18 protein-coding genes and 1 tRNA gene are annotated in these 18,167 nt (G+C 65.2%); 2 read left to right on the top strand and 17 right to left on the bottom strand.

Going from position 1 to position 18,167, the window contains the following annotated elements; genetic code table 11:
• Positions 1-24 precede the first annotated feature (24 nt).
• The 15 genes from ruvB to serS all read right to left on the bottom strand — a co-directional run bounded on the left by ruvB (position 25) and on the right by serS (position 13,490).
• On the bottom strand, positions 25-1,125 hold the full coding sequence (ruvB, locus tag JI75_RS01080; protein ID WP_039688079.1) for a Holliday junction branch migration DNA helicase RuvB: 1,101 nt from the start codon (positions 1,123-1,125) through the stop codon (positions 25-27).
• Positions 1,126-1,143: 18 nt separating this feature from the next.
• Entirely contained in the window at positions 1,144-1,731 is a 588-nt protein-coding gene (gene ruvA / locus JI75_RS01075) for a Holliday junction branch migration protein RuvA (RefSeq protein ID WP_039688077.1), read from the bottom strand.
• Positions 1,728-2,234: a crossover junction endodeoxyribonuclease RuvC gene (gene ruvC, locus JI75_RS01070; protein ID WP_039688075.1), complete on the bottom strand. Its 507-nt coding sequence runs from the start codon at positions 2,232-2,234 to the stop codon at positions 1,728-1,730. The genes ruvA and ruvC overlap by 4 nt, the downstream gene beginning before the upstream one ends.
• 65 nt (positions 2,235-2,299) lie before the next feature.
• Positions 2,300-3,358 carry an MBL fold metallo-hydrolase gene (locus JI75_RS01065; protein WP_052241485.1) on the bottom strand — a complete coding sequence of 353 codons (1,059 nt, stop codon included), beginning with the start codon at positions 3,356-3,358 and terminating at the stop codon, positions 2,300-2,302.
• A 118-nt stretch (positions 3,359-3,476) separates the two neighbouring features.
• On the bottom strand, positions 3,477-4,238 hold the full coding sequence (locus JI75_RS01060; protein WP_039688072.1) for a YebC/PmpR family DNA-binding transcriptional regulator: 762 nt from the start codon (positions 4,236-4,238) through the stop codon (positions 3,477-3,479).
• Positions 4,239-4,295: 57 nt separating this feature from the next.
• On the bottom strand, positions 4,296-5,231 hold the full coding sequence (locus JI75_RS01055) for a beta/alpha barrel domain-containing protein (protein WP_039688070.1): 936 nt from the start codon (positions 5,229-5,231) through the stop codon (positions 4,296-4,298).
• Between the two features lie 172 nt (positions 5,232-5,403).
• Positions 5,404-5,691 carry a TM2 domain-containing protein gene (locus tag JI75_RS01050; RefSeq protein WP_052241484.1) on the bottom strand — a complete coding sequence of 96 codons (288 nt, stop codon included), beginning with the start codon at positions 5,689-5,691 and terminating at the stop codon, positions 5,404-5,406.
• Complete coding sequence (locus JI75_RS01045) at positions 5,681-6,427, bottom strand: TVP38/TMEM64 family protein (protein ID WP_240993189.1); 747 nt, start codon at positions 6,425-6,427, stop codon at positions 5,681-5,683. The genes JI75_RS01050 and JI75_RS01045 overlap by 11 nt, the downstream gene beginning before the upstream one ends.
• A gap of 87 nt (positions 6,428-6,514) precedes the next feature.
• Positions 6,515-7,576 (bottom strand): PRC-barrel domain-containing protein, encoded by a 1,062-nt coding sequence (locus JI75_RS01040; protein WP_039688068.1) that lies wholly within the window; start codon positions 7,574-7,576, stop codon positions 6,515-6,517.
• A 109-nt stretch (positions 7,577-7,685) separates the two neighbouring features.
• The gene (locus JI75_RS01035) at positions 7,686-8,204 is read right to left on the bottom strand and encodes a YtxH domain-containing protein (RefSeq protein ID WP_052241482.1); all 519 of its coding nucleotides are present in this window, start codon (positions 8,202-8,204) and stop codon (positions 7,686-7,688) included.
• A gap of 146 nt (positions 8,205-8,350) precedes the next feature.
• Positions 8,351-9,334 carry a D-alanine--D-alanine ligase family protein gene (locus JI75_RS01030; protein ID WP_039688066.1) on the bottom strand — a complete coding sequence of 328 codons (984 nt, stop codon included), beginning with the start codon at positions 9,332-9,334 and terminating at the stop codon, positions 8,351-8,353.
• Positions 9,335-10,600, bottom strand: a complete 1,266-nt coding sequence (locus JI75_RS01025; RefSeq protein ID WP_039688064.1) for an aminotransferase-like domain-containing protein — start codon at positions 10,598-10,600, stop codon at positions 9,335-9,337. It lies immediately after the preceding gene.
• A complete protein-coding gene (locus JI75_RS01020) occupies positions 10,597-11,010 on the bottom strand; it encodes a cyanophycin synthetase family protein (protein ID WP_039688062.1) in 414 nt (137 codons plus the stop codon). The genes JI75_RS01025 and JI75_RS01020 overlap by 4 nt, the downstream gene beginning before the upstream one ends.
• Positions 10,994-12,199 carry a hypothetical protein gene (locus tag JI75_RS08650; RefSeq protein ID WP_052241481.1) on the bottom strand — a complete coding sequence of 402 codons (1,206 nt, stop codon included), beginning with the start codon at positions 12,197-12,199 and terminating at the stop codon, positions 10,994-10,996. Before JI75_RS08650 ends, JI75_RS01020 begins: the two co-directional genes overlap by 17 nt.
• Positions 12,200-12,212: 13 nt before the next feature.
• Positions 12,213-13,490 (bottom strand): serine--tRNA ligase, encoded by a 1,278-nt coding sequence (serS, locus tag JI75_RS01010; protein ID WP_039688061.1) that lies wholly within the window; start codon positions 13,488-13,490, stop codon positions 12,213-12,215.
• A 273-nt stretch (positions 13,491-13,763) separates the two neighbouring features.
• On the opposite strand from serS, the gene JI75_RS01005 reads away from it, so the two are divergent.
• A complete protein-coding gene (locus JI75_RS01005) occupies positions 13,764-13,970 on the top strand; it encodes a DUF6724 family protein (RefSeq protein WP_039688059.1) in 207 nt (68 codons plus the stop codon).
• 120 nt (positions 13,971-14,090) lie between these two features.
• A complete protein-coding gene (locus JI75_RS01000) occupies positions 14,091-14,978 on the top strand; it encodes a bifunctional hydroxymethylpyrimidine kinase/phosphomethylpyrimidine kinase (RefSeq protein ID WP_039688056.1) in 888 nt (295 codons plus the stop codon).
• 653 nt (positions 14,979-15,631) lie between these two features.
• Here JI75_RS01000 and JI75_RS09050 read toward each other — a convergent pair.
• Both JI75_RS09050 and JI75_RS00990 read right to left on the bottom strand, forming a co-directional pair.
• Positions 15,632-17,881: a protein kinase domain-containing protein gene (locus JI75_RS09050; protein WP_240993188.1), complete on the bottom strand. Its 2,250-nt coding sequence runs from the start codon at positions 17,879-17,881 to the stop codon at positions 15,632-15,634.
• Between the two features lie 142 nt (positions 17,882-18,023).
• Positions 18,024-18,110, bottom strand: a tRNA-Leu gene (locus JI75_RS00990).
• Positions 18,111-18,167 lie beyond the last annotated feature (57 nt).

Genomic DNA, 18,167 nt, shown 5'->3' with positions numbered 1-18,167 from the left:
GCTCCCCTTCGAACGGATGGCGGTTTAGAGAGTCCGGGGCGGCGCGATGCCCAGATGCTCGTAGGCTCGTACGGTCGCCTGGCGTCCCTTGGGGGTGCGTATGATCAACCCCTGCTGCATAAGGTAGGGCTCGTACACGTCCTCGATCGAGTCGATGTCCTCGGAAAGAGCCGAGGCGATGGTGGTCAACCCCACCGGCCTGCCTGCGAACTGGACCGCCAGCAACTCGAGGATGCGGTTGTCCATGGCGTCGAGCCCCAGCGAGTCGATCTCGAAGAAGCTGAGGGCCTGGGCCGCGACGTCTTCGGTTATGGCAGCATCTCCCCGCACCTGCGCCCAGTCGCGGACGCGCCTGAGCATGCGGTTTGCGAGGCGCGGCGTTCCGCGCGAGCGCCGCGCGATCTCGAGCGCGCCCTCTTCCTGGACAGCCACGCCGAGGATGGATGCCGAGCGCGCCACGATGGCGGCCAGCTCTTCGGGGGTGTAGTACTGCAGGCGGTAGGCTATGCCGAAGCGGTCGCGCAAAGGCCCGGTGAGCAGACCGGTGCGCGTCGTAGCCCCCACCAGCGTGAACCGGGGAAGATCGAGCCGGATCGAGCGCGCCGCCGGACCCTTGCCCACCACGATGTCGAGCGCGAAGTCCTCAAGCGCCGGATACAGCACTTCTTCCACCATGCGGTTCAGGCGGTGGATCTCGTCGACGAACAGAACGTCGCCTTCCTCGAGGTTCGTGAGGATGGCGGCCAGATCCCCCGTGCGCTCGATGGCCGGGCCGCTGGTGGTTTTTATGTTCGACCCCAGCTCGTTGGCCACCACCGTGGCAAGCGTCGTCTTGCCCAGGCCGGGAGGGCCCGAGAACAGGATATGGTCGGGAGATTCCCCGCGCTCCTTGGCCGCCTCCAGCAGAATGGCCAGCGACTCCTTGACCTTGGATTGCCCGAGGTAATCGCTAAGGTACTTGGGGCGAAGGCTCCTGTCGAGCGCCAGGTCGTCTTCCTGGAGATCGGCCGAGACCGCACGCTCGCGCGCGGCTGGCTCATCCGGCGCCTTCGATGAGCCCGCAGCCGTTCCGGACGCATTGCGCGCCTCGAACACCATGCCCTCTATTTCAAAGTCAGAACCCATATCAGCCTATCCGCGCGCCTAACCGCCCAGTCGTTTCAACGCATATTGTATCAGCGCCATTTCCGAGGCCGCTTCGGGCGCACCCTTCAACGCAACTTCCGCTTCTGCCGAGGTGAAGCCCATGGAGAGCAGGGCCTCGGTCGCCGCGGGCAGCGACGCCGCGCCGACGGGGGCGGACTGGTCGGAGCCGGATGCGCCCCCGAAATCGTCCAGCGACCCCTTCAGCTCCAGCACGATGCGGGACGCACCCTTCTTGCCCACGCCGGGTATGCGCTGGATCGCCGCGATATCCTGGTTCGCGATATGGGCTCCCAGTTCGTGCGGCGCATAAGTTGACAGGGCGGCGAGCGCCACCTTCGCTCCGACGCCGCTTACCGTGATGAGCTTCTCGAAGAAGCGCTTCTCGTCTGCCGTGACGAACCCGAACAGCGACATATCGTCCTCGCGCACCTGCAGATGCGTGAACACCTGCACGGGCTGGCCCGCCGCGGGAAGCTTGGAAAGCGATGCCGAGGACATGCCCACCTCGTAGCCGACCCCGTTCACGTCGATATAGGCCGCCGTGAGCGTCTTGCCCGCAAGGACACCCTTGAGAAACGCGATCATCGTGCACCTCCCGCACTTTGCGACCCCTCGTGCGTTACGTAGCAGACGGCCGCCGCCAGCGCGTCGGCCGCATGATCGGGCCGAGGAGCCTCGTCGAGCCCGAGCAGCTGCTTCATCATGTACTGAACCTGGGACTTGTCGGCCGAGCCCGTCCCCACCACCGAAAGCTTTATCTGACGGGGGGAGAACTCGCCCACCGAAAGCCCCGCCTGGGCGCAAGCGACCAGCGCGGCCCCGCGGGCCTGCCCCGTTGCGAACGCCGCCGAGACGTTCTGGCCGAACCAGACGGTTTCGATTCCCACCGCTTCGGGCGAGAACCGCTGCACGACCGCGGTTATCTGCTGGTGGATCTTGCCCAGCCGCCATGCCAGCTCGCGATCGGCACCCGTGGACACGCAGCCGTAGGCGACGCAGGAAAGCTTCGAGCCGTTGCGCTCGATGACGCCCCACCCGGTGTTCGCAAGCCCGGGGTCGATGCCCAGGATGATCCGTCTTTGCTGCATACGCGGACCCTCCTCGCTCGATCAATCTGCGATGCCGTGCCGATTATAGAACATTTGTTTGTATATTACAAACGGGCCGGAGGCAGATACCGATAGGCGCCCTCTTCGTCGACTTCCCGCCGAACAAGCCCCTCGCCCACCACGTGATCGAGGACTACCAGGCCGTTCTCGAGGATAACCCAGCGCTGCACGGGAAGCAGGCCCGAAAAGCCCTTTCCCCTCGTGTTCCACCGCATCGAGCGCACCGCCTCGTAGCCGGTGAGGCCCGGACGCTGCGCGATCAGCGCCGCGGCCGCTTCGATGCGCTGGCCGTGATGGTCTTTCAGCCAGTCCACGCGTTCGTCGAACGTTCGGCGAAGCCTCCCGTGGGAGTGGCACAGCAAAGAAACGCCCAGGGTGTTCACCTTGTCGAGGTTGGAAAGGTAGCGGGCCATGGTCCGAGGGCGGTCGCACCTGAAACCCAACCCGGGCGACATGGGGTACAGCACGTGATCGCCGCTGAACAGAAGCCCCGCCTGCGGCTCGTACAGAGCGAGGTGCCCCGGCGTGTGGCCTTCGACATCGACGACGACCAGGCGATGCGACCCCACCTTGATCACATCCCCGTCCCCCACGAACACCAGGTTGCGCCCGCGATCGTCGAAGCTCTTGACGCCCATGCCGTAGCTGCGCGCGATGTCGGCGTATTCGGGCGGGCACCCCTCGGCACGCAGGCGGGCGGCCAAAGCCCCGTGAAACGAGTTCTTCTGAGCCGCGCACATGTAGTCGAAGTCGACCTCGCTGAGATATATGCGCTGATGGGTGCCGATGATCCGATCGACCAGCCCGGCGTGGTCGAGGTGGAGGTGGGTGAGGAACAGCGACATCGACCCGACGTCGATGCGCAGCTCGTCGAGCGTGTCGAGAAGCGCACGGAAGCTCTCGTCGGAGGGGGCGCCGGTGTCGATCAGCAGCGCCTCGTCCCCGTCTCTGACCACGTAGCAGTTCGTCTGCTTGGTGATGACGTTGGGGAACGGCACCGAAACGAGGTACACGTCGGGGTTGGAGCCTATCTGCCAATACCGTTCGCCCGATGCGAAATGGCCGGGAGCCTCGAAGAAGTCGTCCCGCACTCCGTATGCCATGTTCCTCCCCTCATCGTTCCGACGCCCCGCGCCTCAGAGCCGCCGCGCGGGGCCTTCCGATATAAAAAAGATGCGCCGACGGTGCGGCGCATCTCGGGTTCGTTCGTCCAGCGGCTGGCTACTCGGATTCCAGAGCCGCCACGACCTCGTCGGTCATGTCCATCGTGTGGTACACGTTCTGGATATCCTCCAGATCCTCCAGCTTGTCGATGAGGCGCATGACCTTCGGGGCGTCTTTGGGCTCGATCGCCGTCGGCGTGGTGGGGATCATGGTGAGCTCGGCGCCGTGGGTCTCGATACCGCCTTCTTCCAGGGCTTTCTTCGTCGCCATCAGCGCAGTGGGAGCCGTGTACACGATCCAGGACTCGTCGGCGTCCTCGTAATCGTCGCCGCCGGCCTCGGCCACGGCCAGCATGAGCTCGTCTTCGTCGGCGCACACCTCTTTCTGGATGGTGATCTGGCCGCGGCGCTCGAACTGGAACGCCACCGAGCCCGACGTGCCAAGGTTGCCGCCGCTGTGATTGAACGCGGCGCGCACGTCGGCGGCGGTGCGGTTGCGGTTGTCCGTCAGGGCCTCGCAGTACACGGCGACCCCGGCCGGGCCGTAGCCCTCGTACACGACCGACTCGTAGTTGGCGGCGTCTTTGCCCGCACCGAACGCCTTGTCGATGGCGGTTTTGATCTTATCGTTGGGAAGCGAGTAGCCCTTCGCCTTCTCGATAGCGGCGGCAAGCGCTGCGTTGTTGTCGGGGTTGGGGTCGCCGCCCTCTTTCGCCGCCACCGTGATGACGCGCGTGAGTTTGGAGAACAAGGCAGAACGCTTGGCGTCCTGGGCTGCCTTGCGATGCTTGGTGGTCGCCCACTTTGAATGTCCCGACATACGTGTTCCTTCCGAAATAGTGCATTTCCAACGGGTGATTCTACCACAGGGGAAAAACTACAGGGAGAAATCCTCATCACCGTTGAAAACCGCCAGAGCGCGCTCGACGTCGGCGTCGGCCAGCGTGATGGCGCTGATGGCCTTGGTCAGGCGCACCGCCTCGTCCAGCGAACGCTGATGGATGTTGCGGCCCGTCGCGTTTCCGCAGGCGCCTCCCACATGGATCTGGTCATGCAGCTGGGTGAGGAACGTGGCGGCATCGACCGTCGATCCGCCCGCGCACACCAGGCCGCAGCGGCCTGCGGCCTGCGAGGCAACGGCCAAAGCCTCGGCAGAGGTCCCTTCGGTGGGTTTCGGGGGATTGACCTTCACGAAGTCGGCGCCCAGGCACAGGGCCGCCCCCGCCGCGCCGGCGATGAGCGCCGGATCCTTCTCCGCCGTGACGGCCTTGCCGCGCGGGTAGATCCACAGAACCACGATGAGGCCCTCGGCATGGGCGCGCGCGATGAGCTCGCCCGCCTCGGAGATCATCGTCGATTCGTACTCGCTGCCCAGATAGACCGTATAGCCCAAGCCGACGATGTTCACGCCGTTGTCGCGCATGGCCAAAACGTGGTCGAGGTCGCACAGCAGTCCCGAATAGGGGTCTTCCTGGGCGGTGCCCACCAGGTTGGTCTTCGAATTCATCTTCACAAGGTAGTTGACCTGGGGATAGTCGGCTCCATACAGCGCAACCAAGCCGCGCTGGGCAGCCATGACGCCGCATACGCCCTGATCGGCGATGCGGAACAGATGCTCGGGATCGTTGTCGGCCGGATCGATGCCCTCTCCGTAGAAGTCGCCGTTGAGGTGCTCGAACTTCTGGTCGCACGCGAACAGCATGAGACGCCCGGTACCGCGCGTCGCCTTCATGAAGTTGTCGACGTACGTCTCGCGCATGTCGGGAGCGACATCGAGCGGCACCCTCACCTGATCACGGGTAATAGTAGGCATTCGTTCCTCCTTGGTTCGACGGTCGAATTTACGACACGGTTACGATTCATTGTAGCGAACGCGGCAAGCGCGCAAGCGCGAAGTCGAGCAAACGGGGAGGATCGCCGACCAAGCGGTCGGATCGCGCGGGGAAGCGCCCTGGGCGCATCCGCAGCACGCAGCGCCGCGGCGGCTAGAACCACTCGCGAACCGAGCGGACGTAGGTTTTCTGGAACGCCTCGTCGGAATCCATCAGGTAGATGAGGCCCTCGATGAGGGAGATGATGAGGCTGATGCCCGTCCCCAAACCCAGCGTGAGGATGCCGCCCACCACGCTGCAGGCGAGCATCATGAACCCGGTCTGGTAATAGCCCAGGTAGAACTTGTGCAGCCCGAACGCGCCTCCGAACACGGCGAAAAGCGCGGCGGTGACGCGTTTTTTCGGGGGTCGGAAGTCGACCGCAGCGGGGCTAGCTTCCACTGGACGTTCCCCTCTCGCCTTTGACGCGGCTGCTCACGAAATCGATGATGCGGTTCTGGAAGATGATGCCGACCACGGCGATACCGCCGACCACTACCATGATGACTACGCTGAGGGCTATGTTTCCGTCAGCGAAACCCGAAGCCGCGACGGTGGACGCCAGGATGGCGGGCGTGCGCGCGATGGTGGTCAGGACCAAAAACGGCTTCATCCTGATCCTGGTGAGCGGCAGCAGGTACGTGAAGGCGTCTTTGGGAAGCCCCGGAATGAGGAACAGCAGGAAGACGACGACTTCGAACTTGTTGGATTCCTCGAACTTGGAGATCTTCTCGAGGTACTTCTGGGGGGCCATCTTCTGGACGAAGGGCGCGCCCAGCTTGTGGACCAGCTGGTACACCAGCGCCGAGGACATGAGAGCGCCCACCACCATGATAAGCGCGCCCAGCCATGGGCCGTACATCAGCCCGGCGGCTATCTGGACCACCTCGCCGGGAATGAAGGCCACGATCACCTGGAACAGCTGCAAGCCCAGCAGGATGACCACACCTGCCGCACCCGCCCCGCGCACGTGCTCGACCAGGCGATTCACGCCGCCTTCGGAGAACAGGTCCTTCAGCGTGGGCCACATCAGCACCACGGCCACGACCACGGCGGCGAATATGGCGATGAGGGCTATGAAGCGGTAGACGTCGCCCTTCTCCATAGTGCGGCCGCGCACCGTCGTCTCGCTCTGCACCTTCTCACGAACTGTTTTTTTGCAATCGCCCATAAAACCTAAAAGCGCCTTCCCGTTGCACCCGATGAGCGGAACACGCCCGCAGGCCTATTCCTTCCGAGCCTTGTCGTACTCTTCCTTGAAAGCGGCGAACATGCCGCCCGCTCGGCCCAGCTGTTTGCCAACCGCGTGGCCGAGTGTCTCATTCTGGGGCTTCTTCCTTACGCCAGGCTTCGCAGAAGTTGCTTTTTTATCCGACTTTTTCTGTGAGGAATGTGGAGAAGCGCTCTGACCTGCGTTCGACTTCGACGGAGAAGCGGCGCTGGAAGCCGCCGGTCGGGGTTTCGAAGCCGGTGCGGGCTGGCCGACCTCCTTGCGGTACTCCTCTTTGAAGGCGCCGAACATGCCGCTCGCGCGGCCGATCTGGCGCCCGGTTGCGTAGGCGCCCTTGTTGATGGCGTCGCCGGCGGCCTTGGTCGCATCCGCCACGCCCGGCTTCAGGTCGCTTACCGCGCTGCGCACCGCTTCGGTCGCCTTAGCGGCGGCCTTGCCCGCCGCATCCGCGGCGCCGCCCTCGGTCTCGATGCGGGCTGCCTCGTCGGACACGAGTATGGCGCCGCGCACGACCTCCTCTTCCTCGCGTTCGGAGGCGTCGGGGCCGTGATCAGACAGCGGTGCGCCGATACCGAACCTGAACCCCTTCACCAAATCGGCGGGAACGGTTCTCCTGCCGACGATAGCGTCGTTGGCCGCTCCATCGTTGACCTCGAGCGATACCAGGGATCCGGAAAACCGGTCGAAGCTCACGTTGCCCACGACGCCCAGCGTTTCGCCCGAAGCGGTGACCACGGGCATGCCCGACCACAGAACGCAGCGATCGAAATCGACGCCCAGCGACTTCTCGGCCTTCTTCCCGCAAGCGCCGTCGTCATCGTCCACAACGATGCGCCCGTCTTCGACCGTATAGCCGTCCAAGGCCACGAACAGGTCTTTCCTGTGAAACATCAGCGCCAGGTCGGGGCGCTTCACCAGAAAGCCGACGATGCGCTTCTCTTTGGGGTGGAACACGAAGCGCGACACCTTGCCCACGCGCCGCTCTTTCCCCTTGCGGCCCTGGACGATGACGCGCGAACCGGCTATGTCGTCGGTGGTTGCGATGGAGCTTGCCATGGATCCTCCTCGGAGCGCCCCGCAGGCGCTGGCAGACAAAAGGCGCCGGCGCGGTCAGAGCCCCCTCGATAACCGCAGCCGACGCCTCTGAAACTCAGTATAAAGCGCATTACTCCCGGGTGTCATCGGGTTTGACGTCGGACACCGCATCCGCCTGGATCTCGACCGGGGCGGGACGGCTTTCCTCGGCGTTCTTCACGACCTGGGCCGCGATGCGCTGACGAGCGGCCTCGATCTTCTCGCGCAGCTCGTCGGAGGCCGCAGCGGGATGCTCGGGGCCCGCCGAAACCGCTTCCTGCACGCGCGAAGCCACGGCGTTGTACGCCTCCTGGCCCTTCTCGGTTGCCTTATGGGCGAATTCGGTCGCCTGAACCTTCGCGGTCTGGGCGAATTCCTGACCCTTCGCGGCAGCGCCGTGGAACACCGACTCGCCGCGCGTCTGGGCGCTATCGTAGGCGGCCTGGACGCCCTGAGGGGCGCGGGCGGTGAAGTCCTTGGCCTCTCCCCAGATGGCGTTGACCTTCTCGCTGACCATAGCGCGCGTTTCCTCACCGCGGCGAGGTGCGTACAGAAGGGCGGCGGCAGCGCCGATCGCACCGCCGATGATGAGTGTGGAGAGCTTGCCCATGATTTCCTCCTATGAACGGAAACGATGGCTCCATTATACGCAAGCGCCGCCGACGTGGCGCGCGCAGGCGCCCAGACGCAGCCAAAAGGGTGCGCATCTTCCACACCCTCGGCACAAACGAAGACGCGCCCGAAGGCCCGTCCCCGCTATCGGCAGTTCTCGACCAGCTCGTTCAGCACGTTGGGCATCGACAGCCCCGCAGCCTCGCACGCCGCCGGGAACAGCGAGGTGTCGGTCATGCCGGGAGACACGTTCACCTCGAGCACGCGAACCGATCCGCCGTCCCAGATGCAGTCGATGCGGGCCAGATCGCATATGCGGTAGGCGCGGTACACCTCGAGGGCGGCTCGCTCGATCTCGGCGCGGATGGCCTGGGCGTCCGCCTCGTTATCAGCCAAAGACGCGTTGCGCACCGGCGCGAAGTAGTCCACGTTGACCGGATCGATGCGCTGCTCGGTGAGGTACAGCCCATCGTTGCACACGATCTCGACCGGCGGCAGCGCATAGGCGTCCCACCCGGTCCCGAGGATCGAGACGGCCATCTCGACCCCCTCTATCCACTGCTCGATGACCACCGCATCGTCGTAGGAGAGCGCATCGAGGATGGCTTCTCCCAGATCATCCTGGGAATCGACGCGATGCACGCCCAGGGCCGAACCGCCATGGGCGGGCTTCACCGCAACCGGATAGCCCCCGATGACGCGCTGTTCGACCAGATCGAGCGCCGTCGCGGCGCCCATGGACTTGAACGCGTCGCGGGCGATGCAGATACCCTGGGGCCACGAGGCGACGGGTGCCTCCCCCGTGATCGCGCGGTACGTCGCCATTTCGGAATGGAGCGAGTCCTTGTTCCAGGTGCGCTGGCACACAGACGCGGGAGACCCCACGAAGGGGATGCCCACGAATTCCAGCAGGCTCTGGATGGACCCGTCCTCGCCGTGCTTTCCGTGAAGCGCGTTGTAGCACACGTCGGGGCGCTCGCTTCGCAGCGTGGGGACGAGCTCCTTGTTGGTGTCCAGCGCGATGACGCGATGGCCCGCCTCCTCGAGCGCGGCGCACACGCGCTTTCCGCTGGCCAGGGAGAACTCCCGCTCAAACGACGTTCCGCCCATCAAAACCGCAACCTTCATTTACTCCTCCTTCAGCGCGCCGGCCTCGATGAAGGCGCGGTACAGTTCGAGCTTCTCTTCGATGACGGCGGCGAGCCGCTTGATCGCCTCGTCGATGTTTTCCGGGCTCTCGTAGCAAAACGCGATGCGCATGCTGTTGCGCCCGCGCTTCCCATCGGGGAAAAAGCCGTCGCCCGGCGTGTAGATGACCCCCGATGCCAAAGCCTCGGCCAGCATGGACGACGTATCCACGTACGTCGGAAGCGTCACCCACACGAAGAACCCTCCTTCGGGGCGCGTCCAGGTCGCCTCGGGCGGGAAGTACTCGTCAAGCGCCTTCAGCATGGCGTCGCGGCGCGTGCGGTAGGTTTTCACGAACTTCTGCAGCGTCTTCTGCCACGGCGTATCGCGGAAATAGTGCTCGACCACCACCTGGTCGAACGAGCTGCCGCACAGGTCGGTGCCCTGTTTGGCCAGGTTGATCTTGGACAGCACGCCGGACGGGGCGGCAACCCACCCGCAGCGCAGCCCCGGCGCGAACACCTTCGAGATCGTCCCCAGATACACCACGTCGTCGCTGAGCGCCTTGAGGGGCAGCACATGGCCGCCGTCGTAGCGCAGGCGCCCGTACGGATCGTCCTCGACCACGATGAAGTTGTACTCCTTCGACAGCTCGATCAGGCGCTTGCGGCGCTCGGGAACCATGGTGACGCCGCCGGGGTTCTGGAAGTTCGGGATGGTGTAGAGGAACTTCAGGCGCGGGTTGTCCTTCCCAATGCGCTCGAGCTCGGCTTCCAGCAGGTCGATGCGCATGCCGGCCTCGTCGAAAGGGATGCAGCGGATGTCGGGCTCGTACGCGGAGAACGCCTGGAGGGCCCCCAGGTACGTGGGCCCTTCGGTGATGACTATGTCGCCGGGGTCCAGAAACGTCTTCCCGATGAGGTCGAGCGCCTGCTGGGCCCCCGAGGTGATGATGATGTTCTCGGGTTTGCAGCGGATCCCCTCGTCGCGCATCAGGTCCGAGAACACCCGGCGCGTTTCGATGCGGCCGTCCGTGCCCCCGTACTGCAGCGCCACCGACATCTCGTCCGACCAGGCCGCCTTGGTGGCCTTGCGCACCGCCGACTGGGGAAGCAGCGAAACGTCGGGCATGCCGCCGGCCAGGGAGATGATGTCCGAACGATTGGCGGCCGCGAACAGGTTGCGCACCGCCGAGGGCCGCATCCCGGATACGCAGGCCGAGACCTTCTCGGTCGCGCGTTCGAACTTCAGATGAGCGCTTGTCATTGAAAACACCTTCTCATTGCGTCGTTTAAGCGGTGTTCCGCCTCTTTGGCGGAAGCCAGCGCGCACAGGTCGTCGGCGAAGCTCACCTCGATGCGAGCCACTCCCGCGTCCTCGTCGACCCAGCGCGTCGTCCCCGTGAACGACGCCGCATCGCACGATGAGCGCCGAACCTGCTCGTCGATGATCATGTGCTCCAGCAGATGGGGAACCGAGGTGCCCTCGATCACGGCACCGAAGGTCTTCCCCTTCTCATTGATACAGGCATGATGCGCGAGGGTCGGGTAGGAATCCAGCGCGCGGCGGGAAAGAATCGGTGTAGTGCGCCGCATCCGAGGGTCGGGGATCGCGACCTCGCACACGATCCGATCGCGCCGAACGACGATGCGCTCGATCCTAACCGGACGATCCATCGGCGCCCTCCTCCTGAACATCGGCCGCCTCGCCGGAGGCATCGTCTGCCCCTTGCTGCGCTTCGGCCGGCTGGCGCTCGAACACGCTCACCCCCTCGCCCGAGGGGGCTTCGGGCCCTTTGCCGGAAACCCGCGCCCAAAGCTCCGAGAACGCGCGGCCGACGTCCTCTGCCAGCGTCGACGACGCGGTGTAGCCCTCCCCGTCGATCACCACCAGCTCGCGGCGGTCGTCGCTGAAGTAGTAGCGGCCCGATCCCTTCATATTTCCGAAATCGAACGAGATGGTCTTCGCACCCGCATCGATCGCGTACGTGTAGGACACGTCGTCGGTGAGCTCGATGGTGGTCTCGTCGATGACGACCGGCACGTCGGTGCCCGCCACGAACCACAGGCCCTTGAAGTCGGCGGCATCGTCGTAGCGCCACCAGCGGTTCCAGCAGAACACCGCAGACAGGATGATCAGCACCGCGCATATCAGCCCGACGATGGCCAGCGTCATCTTAAGCGGGGTGAACGTGAACGGCAGGCGGCGCTTCGCCGGGCGCTCGCGCGACTCTTCACGCAGCCCGTCGATGACCGAGCCGCTAAAACCCGGGGCGGCAGGCGACCCTGGAGCCTCGGCGGGTTCCGACCCGGCAGGCCCCCCGCTTTCGGCCGCGCCGTCGGATACGGCGGCATCGCCCCCGTCGGAAGCGGCATCCGCGGCGCCTTCGGGCTGCTCGGGCGCCTCGCGCCGCACGCGCGCCTGCGAGCCTTCGCGCGGCGCGGACTCGTGGGCGCCCGCCCCCTCGGGGCCAGCGGCACCGGCGCCGGTGCCGGCAGCCCCGTCGGCGGCCTCGACAGCGGCCTTCTGCGCACGCGCCTTCGACTGCGCGACGCGCGCAGAGGCGACGCTGGGGCGCTTGGGTTTCGATTCCGGCTTGGGGACGGCTCTGACCTTCGGCTTCTTCGCCCGAGGCGCCTGTTGCGCTTTGGGCTGGGGCTCGGGTTTGGCCTCGGGTTCGGGGGCGGGCTCGGGCACAGGGATGCGTGCGGGGGCGCCCTCGGCGCTCACCCGGTCGGGCGCATCTTTCGACCCGCGAAAAACAGGCGTCGCAGCGGCCGAGGCGCTGCGACGCTTATGAACTCGCTTCGACGCATGCGAGCGCGATACCCGCTCTTCCGATGCGCCTTCCTGCCCGTCAGCCATTCCCGCAACCAACCTAGACGGGCTCGATGACCTCGGTGCCCATATAGGGAACCAAAACGTCGGGAACCTTCACCGATCCGTCGGCCTGCTGGTAGTTCTCGAGGATCGCGGCCATCGTGCGTCCCACGGCGAGGCCCGAGCCGTTCAGCGTATGAACCAAACGCGAGCCCTTGAAGTTCTCGGGGTCGCGATAGCGGATGTTCATGCGGCGGGCCTGGAAGTCCTCGCAGTTCGAACACGACGAGATCTCCTTGTAGCCGTTGTAGGACGGCAGGTACACCTCGACGTCGTAGGTTTTTGCGGCGGAAAAACCGATATCGCCCGTGCACAGCGTGATAACGCGGTAGGGCAGGCCCAAAAGCTGCAGGATGTTCTCGGCGTCGGCCGTCATGGCCTCCAGCTCGGCGTAGCTTTCCTCGGGTTTCGCGTACTTCACCATCTCGACCTTGTCGAACTGGTGCACGCGGATGAGGCCGCGCGTGTCGCGGCCCGCGCTGCCGGCCTCCTCGCGGAAGCACGGGGTGAACGCGCAGTAACGCAGCGGCAGATCGGACGCCTCAAGCGTTTCGCCTGCATGGATGTTGGTCAGCTGAACCTCGGCCGTCGGAATGAGGTAGAGGCCCTCGCGCGTGCGGAACATGTCCTCTTCGAACTTCGGGAGCTGCCCGGTGCCCATCATGGTCTGCTCGTTGGCCAAAGCGGGGCACCACCACTCCTTGTAGCCGCGCGAAGAGTGCGTGTCGGCCATGAAGTTGATGATGGAGCGCTCCAAGCGCGCCCCCAGGCCGCCCAGGAGCACAAACCGGCTGCGGGCGAGCTTGGCGGCGCGCTCCGAGTCGATGATGTTCAGATCGGCGCCCAGGTCCCAGTGGGCCTTGGGCTCGAAGTCGAACTCGCGCGGCGTGCCCCAGCGGCGAACCTCGGGATTGTCGTTCTCGTCGGCGCCCACGGGCGTCTCGGAGCTGGGCATGTTAGGGGTCGAAAGAAGGATCTGCGTCATCTGCGCGTCAACCTCTTCGCGCGCCGACGAAGCGTCGGCGAGCTCTTCGTTGATGGCGCGGACGCGCTCCTTGGCCTCTTCGGCCTCGGCGGTCTTGCCCTGGCCCATGAGCTTGCCGATCTCTTTGGAAAGCGCGTTGCGCTCGGCTTGCAGGGCCTCTTCGGCCACGATGGCGGCGCGGCGACGTTCGTCGAGTTCGGCGAACCGCGAAGAGTCCCATGAAGCGTTCCGGTTCTTCATCGCCTCGGCAACTGCTTCCTGGTTCTCGCGAACAAAGCGTAGGTCTAGCATCTCGCGCTCCTCGGGTTCGGCGGTCGCTTGCGCGCCCGCGGCCTGCATCGTCTGCCAAGTATAGCGCAGGGGCGGCGGTCGCGGCCGAAGCGCGCGACAAGCGGGCACATCAACTCCTCAATGCGCGATGCCGCCGCAGGTTTGCGGGTCGGTTTGCGAAGAAGCCGTGCCGCACGGCCGGGATTGCCGAACGCTTAGGCTATACTGGACCGACGTAAGACCAACGCCCTGCGACGGCAGGGCTTCGACCCTAGGGAGCCGAGGCAGCGCACCATGGATTTCGCCGAACTGTACCATTTCCTGTTCGAGACCTACGTCGGCATCGGCGTGCTGGTGCTGTCCGGCCTCATCCTCAGCCTCATCGCCGCCGTGGTCATGGAATTCAAGACGCGCAAGACGTTCGTCGACCGAGGCCCCCGCACCGACGAGGACGAATGGTCTTTCTTCGACGAGGAAGAGGACGAGAAGAAGTCCTCCTAAGCCGAACCCTCCCGCAGCTCCGCTAACCAGCCATCGCTTTCTCGAAGCGCCCGTCTGTGCGGTTCGGTCGTATACTCGTTGCAGCAATCGACCGTCCGATCCTTCGACGAAAGGCGCATCATGACCGTTGCGAAAACGCCCGAAACCCCCACCCTCTACCAGCGCGAGAGCGACTACATCCCCCGCATCGCCGCCGTCCACGACCTATGCGGATACGGGAAGTGCTCCCTCGGCGTGGCCATTCCCGTGCTGTCTGCCGCCGGATGCGACGTCTGCCCCGTTCCCACGGGCCTGTTCTCGTCCCACACCGCTTTTCCCGGCTGGTATATGCACGACACCACCGGCATCATGGCCGACTACACGAACGCCTGGAAGGGCATCGACGTCGAGATAGACGCCGTGTACTCGGGATTCCTGGGTGCGGCCCAGCAAGTTGAGCGCATCCGCGACCTGTACGCCACCTACCCGAAGGCTCTGCGCGTGGTCGATCCCGTCATGGCCGATCACGGCAAGGTCTATCCCACCTACACGCCCGAGCTCTGCCAGGCCATGGCCGACCTTGCATCCGAGGCCGACATCCTCACGCCCAACCTCACCGAGGCCGCCATCATCCTGGGCGAAGAATGGAAGGGGACCGACATCGCCGACGCCGAAGCCGAGCGCATCATCGACGCACTGATCGGCAAGGGCGCCAAAAACGTCGTGCTGAAGGGCGTGCAGCGCGAGGGCGAGCCGGTGATCCGCAACTTCGTCGGCGGTGTAGACTGCGATCTGTTCGAGGTCAGAAACGAGTTCGTCCCCTACATGCTGCACGGGACGGGCGACCTGTACTGCTCGGTGCTGCTGGCGGGCATCATGGCCGGCCGCGACCTGTACGAAGCCGCCACCTTCGCCGGCGAACTCACGCGCGACGCGATCATCGTATCCACCAAACAGCCCCACTTCCAGGAGCGCGGTGTGAGCTTCGAGCTGCTCATGGGCAAGATCGCAACCCTGCTCCAGCGCTAGGAGACCGCCGGGCAAGCCCGAGACCTGTGCGGATCCGTCCGCACAGGTCTCGGCCGCCAGCTGGTTCAGACTGCCCGCACGGGAGGTTGCGGACAGGGCGGAGTCGCCCGGTTGCAAGCGGGTCGAAGCTCCCGGGGTGCGCCGCCCACCTGTGGACCGAGGTTTCGGGCGGGCGGGCGGGCGAGCGGGCGCTGGATGCGGAAAACGCAGTCGACGGGAAGACTTCGCCAAAAAAGCCCGGTTTGCATCGTCGTGTGCGCAAATGGCTTCTACCTGTCAGAAAAACGCAGGTTTGCATCGGCTATCCGCGCATTGCTAAACTATTAGTTATATTTATATTATTCTGAACAGGTGTTTCTTCCAAAACGGTTTTGATCGGGTGTCCCTATTCCGTTTTACGGCCAACAAGCCGATACAAACCTGCGTTTTTCTGCCCGGAAAGGCCCTTCTGCAAGCAAAGCGATGCAAACCGGGCATTTTCTGACAACCGCGACGCTTGGCGAGCGTGAACCCCCTGACTCTGACAACCGCGACGCTTGGCGAATGCGAACCCCCTGACTCTGGCGGGCGCAAACCCTTTGACTTCGGCAAACGCGAATCGGCGAACGTGCGCCCCTTGAAGAACCTCGGAGGTCCCCAGGCAGCGGCCGCGCTTACGATCCCGCCGGGCGATTCGGGCGCACGAAGGCCAGGAACAGGGCCGTCAGCGCAGTCGAGAACGCCAGGGGAACCAAAGCGTTCACCGAAGGCGCGAAGCCGGTTCCCCCCGAGGCGAACCACGCCGCAGCCGCAAGCCCGAGCGCGAGGACCGCGCCGCCGAGGACCGCGCCCACCACATCGAGGGCGCGCGATCCGCGCGACGCGACGAGCGCCTGGAGGAAAGCGGCACAAACCCAGCTCGCCGCCTCACACCACAGAGCGGGGCTCGCACCTAAGACGAGCGCCCGAGGAGCGGCGTCGATGGCGGCGAAGCTCCAAAACGACACGGCGTCCCAACCCGAAAGCGAGCCCGTTCCCAGGCAGGCCAGGCAAAACGCCCAGACGACCGAGAGAAGGGCCGTGGCCGCAGCGGACGCGGGCCTGAGGGCCGCACCCGCCGTCAGAGGCGCAAGCTGCCCCAGGCCGACCCCGCCGAATATCGGGGCGAACACGGCCGCGTTCGATGCCGCGACGCTTCGCGAGCCCTCGAAGCGCCACCACACCAGGCTAGCCGCCAAAAGCACGACTCCCATGAGCGGCGTCGCGCCGCAGATCAGCGCAACCGACACGCCCGCAAGCGCCACCACGGACCCGATCTGGGGGCGAAATGCCGCCAAAGCCGCGACCAACACCGCCGCTATCAGCGAAACGGCGACGCCCTGGACGCTTACACCCGAGGTGAAGGGCATGTTCGCTGCGGCAACGTAGGCAGCTGCGCCCGAACCTGCCGCCGCCGTCGCGCGCCCTGCGATCGAGATCACCCTGTCGTCTATTCGAGCCCTCATGGGAAGCCTTTCCTTTCGCAGCTCCATCGGAGGCCGGGCGAAGTGCGCGGCGGGCTGCCGTTCGGTCCGATCGAGCCCCGAAGAAGGCGCTTCCTCCTCGAAACCGTCCGTCCATCCGTAGCCATCAGGCTCATCGTAGCCGTCGAACCCGTCCGCTTCCCCGTACTCGTCCAAAGCCTCGTCAAGCGCCCCTTCCCCCGCTCCGGGAAGGGGGCGCCCCAGCGCGTCGTGAACCACCAGCGACAGTTGGCGTTTCCCGCGGCCGGCGTCTCCCAGGAAACGATCCATCTCCTCCGCGAAATCCGAAACGGTGTCGTAGCGCGCCGAAGGATCGGGGTCGAGCGCGTAGAACAGCACGTCGTCGATCTGATCGTCGACATCGTCCCAACACAGCGAAGGAAGGACCAGCTCCGCTTCCTCGATAGCCGCCTCGGCTTCGGCCAGCGTCGGGGCGAAGAAGGGGTTGTCGGCCGCTATCATCTCGTAAGTCACCGAAGCCAGCGACCATTCGTCGGTCCGCGCGTCCAGATGCTCGCGCCGCATCTGTTCGAGCGGCATGTAGCCGATGGTCCCGCCGCCCGTCGTGCCCTTGCCCGACGCGTCCGCAAGCGTCGCGAGACCGAAATCCGTCACCTTCACCTGGCCGTCCGCATTGATGAGGATGTTGTCGGGCTTGATGTCCAGATGCAGGACCCCCCGCTTGTGGGCGACGGAAAGCGCTGCGGACACGGCGTCGAACACCGCCGTGACCATGTCGATGGTCAGCAGGTCGCCGTACTCGTCAAGCAGGCGCGACAACGTGATGCCCTCGACGTACTCCATGATGAGATACGCATCGAGCCCCACTACTTCGACGTCGTAAACCTTGACGATATGCTGGTCGTCGAGGCGGGCCGCGGTGCGGGCCTCGTCGATGCCGGGGATGTTGGCCAAAGCCGAGGACCCGCCGGGCTCGTCTTGCCCGAACGAGCCGGAAGCATCGGAACCCTCCCCTTCGTCGGAAACGGCGGGCATGCGCATGGTGGCCGGTTCCACCGCACTTGCGAACCGGGTGGTGAGCTGGGTGTCCGCCGACGCGCGACCGATGCCCTCACCGGAAAGCGCAACGATGCGCGAAGCGCCGTCTGCCGACGCGGGGTCGGCGCCTCGAGCGCGGAACGGCGACACGAACTCGGTGATCCGAGGCTCGACGTCGTCGATGGCCTCCCAGGGAAGCACGCCGTGCCAGCGATCGTGCGTCGGCGACTGCTCGTCGGGCTGCTGCGCGCGCCGCGCGTCAACCTCGGTGAGGGGGATGATCTTGATGGCGACTTTGCGCTGGATGCGCGGGTCCCAGGCAACCTGGACCGAGCCGAAACCGCCCGCGCCGACCTGCCCGAGCGGTCGGTACCGGTCCAATATGAGCGCGTCGTCGGCCACGGCTTCCTTTCAGCTCTGGCAAAAGCGAACCTTGTGTCCGCACCCATGATACCGCATGCGCCACTGCGCTCCGATCGGCCGGCGCATGTGGAAAACGAGAAGGGGCCGCAAGCTTTCGAGCTTGCGGCCCCTTAGAATTCGGTGGTGCGGGTGAAAGGACTTGAACCTTCATGGGGTTGCCCCCATACGGACCTGAACCGTACGCGTCTGCCAATTCCGCCACACCCGCATTGCTGTTCGCCACTGACGAAAGCGAGTACAGATATTAACCGACTTCAAGTCCCTT

Source organism: Berryella intestinalis (assembly GCF_000814825.1).
GTDB classification, from domain to species: Bacteria; Actinomycetota; Coriobacteriia; order Coriobacteriales; family Eggerthellaceae; genus Berryella; species Berryella intestinalis.
This window is presented reverse-complemented; position numbering and strand designations above follow the sequence as displayed.

Coding starts and splice junctions, on each gene's coding strand:
- ruvB (WP_039688079.1), bottom strand. CDS start 1,125: ATGGGTTCTGACTTTGAAATAGAGGGCATGGTGTTCGAGGCGCGCAAT.
- ruvA (WP_039688077.1), bottom strand. CDS start 1,731: ATGATCGCGTTTCTCAAGGGTGTCCTTGCGGGCAAGACGCTCACGGCG.
- ruvC (WP_039688075.1), bottom strand. CDS start 2,234: ATGCAGCAAAGACGGATCATCCTGGGCATCGACCCCGGGCTTGCGAAC.
- JI75_RS01065 (WP_052241485.1), bottom strand. CDS start 3,358: ATGGCATACGGAGTGCGGGACGACTTCTTCGAGGCTCCCGGCCATTTC.
- JI75_RS01060 (WP_039688072.1), bottom strand. CDS start 4,238: ATGTCGGGACATTCAAAGTGGGCGACCACCAAGCATCGCAAGGCAGCC.
- JI75_RS01055 (WP_039688070.1), bottom strand. CDS start 5,231: ATGCCTACTATTACCCGTGATCAGGTGAGGGTGCCGCTCGATGTCGCT.
- JI75_RS01040 (WP_039688068.1), bottom strand. CDS start 7,576: ATGGCAAGCTCCATCGCAACCACCGACGACATAGCCGGTTCGCGCGTC.
- JI75_RS01035 (WP_052241482.1), bottom strand. CDS start 8,204: ATGGGCAAGCTCTCCACACTCATCATCGGCGGTGCGATCGGCGCTGCC.
- JI75_RS01030 (WP_039688066.1), bottom strand. CDS start 9,334: ATGAAGGTTGCGGTTTTGATGGGCGGAACGTCGTTTGAGCGGGAGTTC.
- JI75_RS01025 (WP_039688064.1), bottom strand. CDS start 10,600: ATGACAAGCGCTCATCTGAAGTTCGAACGCGCGACCGAGAAGGTCTCG.
- JI75_RS01020 (WP_039688062.1), bottom strand. CDS start 11,010: ATGGATCGTCCGGTTAGGATCGAGCGCATCGTCGTTCGGCGCGATCGG.
- JI75_RS08650 (WP_052241481.1), bottom strand. CDS start 12,199: ATGGCTGACGGGCAGGAAGGCGCATCGGAAGAGCGGGTATCGCGCTCG.
- serS (WP_039688061.1), bottom strand. CDS start 13,490: ATGCTAGACCTACGCTTTGTTCGCGAGAACCAGGAAGCAGTTGCCGAG.
- JI75_RS01005 (WP_039688059.1), top strand. CDS start 13,764: ATGGATTTCGCCGAACTGTACCATTTCCTGTTCGAGACCTACGTCGGC.
- JI75_RS01000 (WP_039688056.1), top strand. CDS start 14,091: ATGACCGTTGCGAAAACGCCCGAAACCCCCACCCTCTACCAGCGCGAG.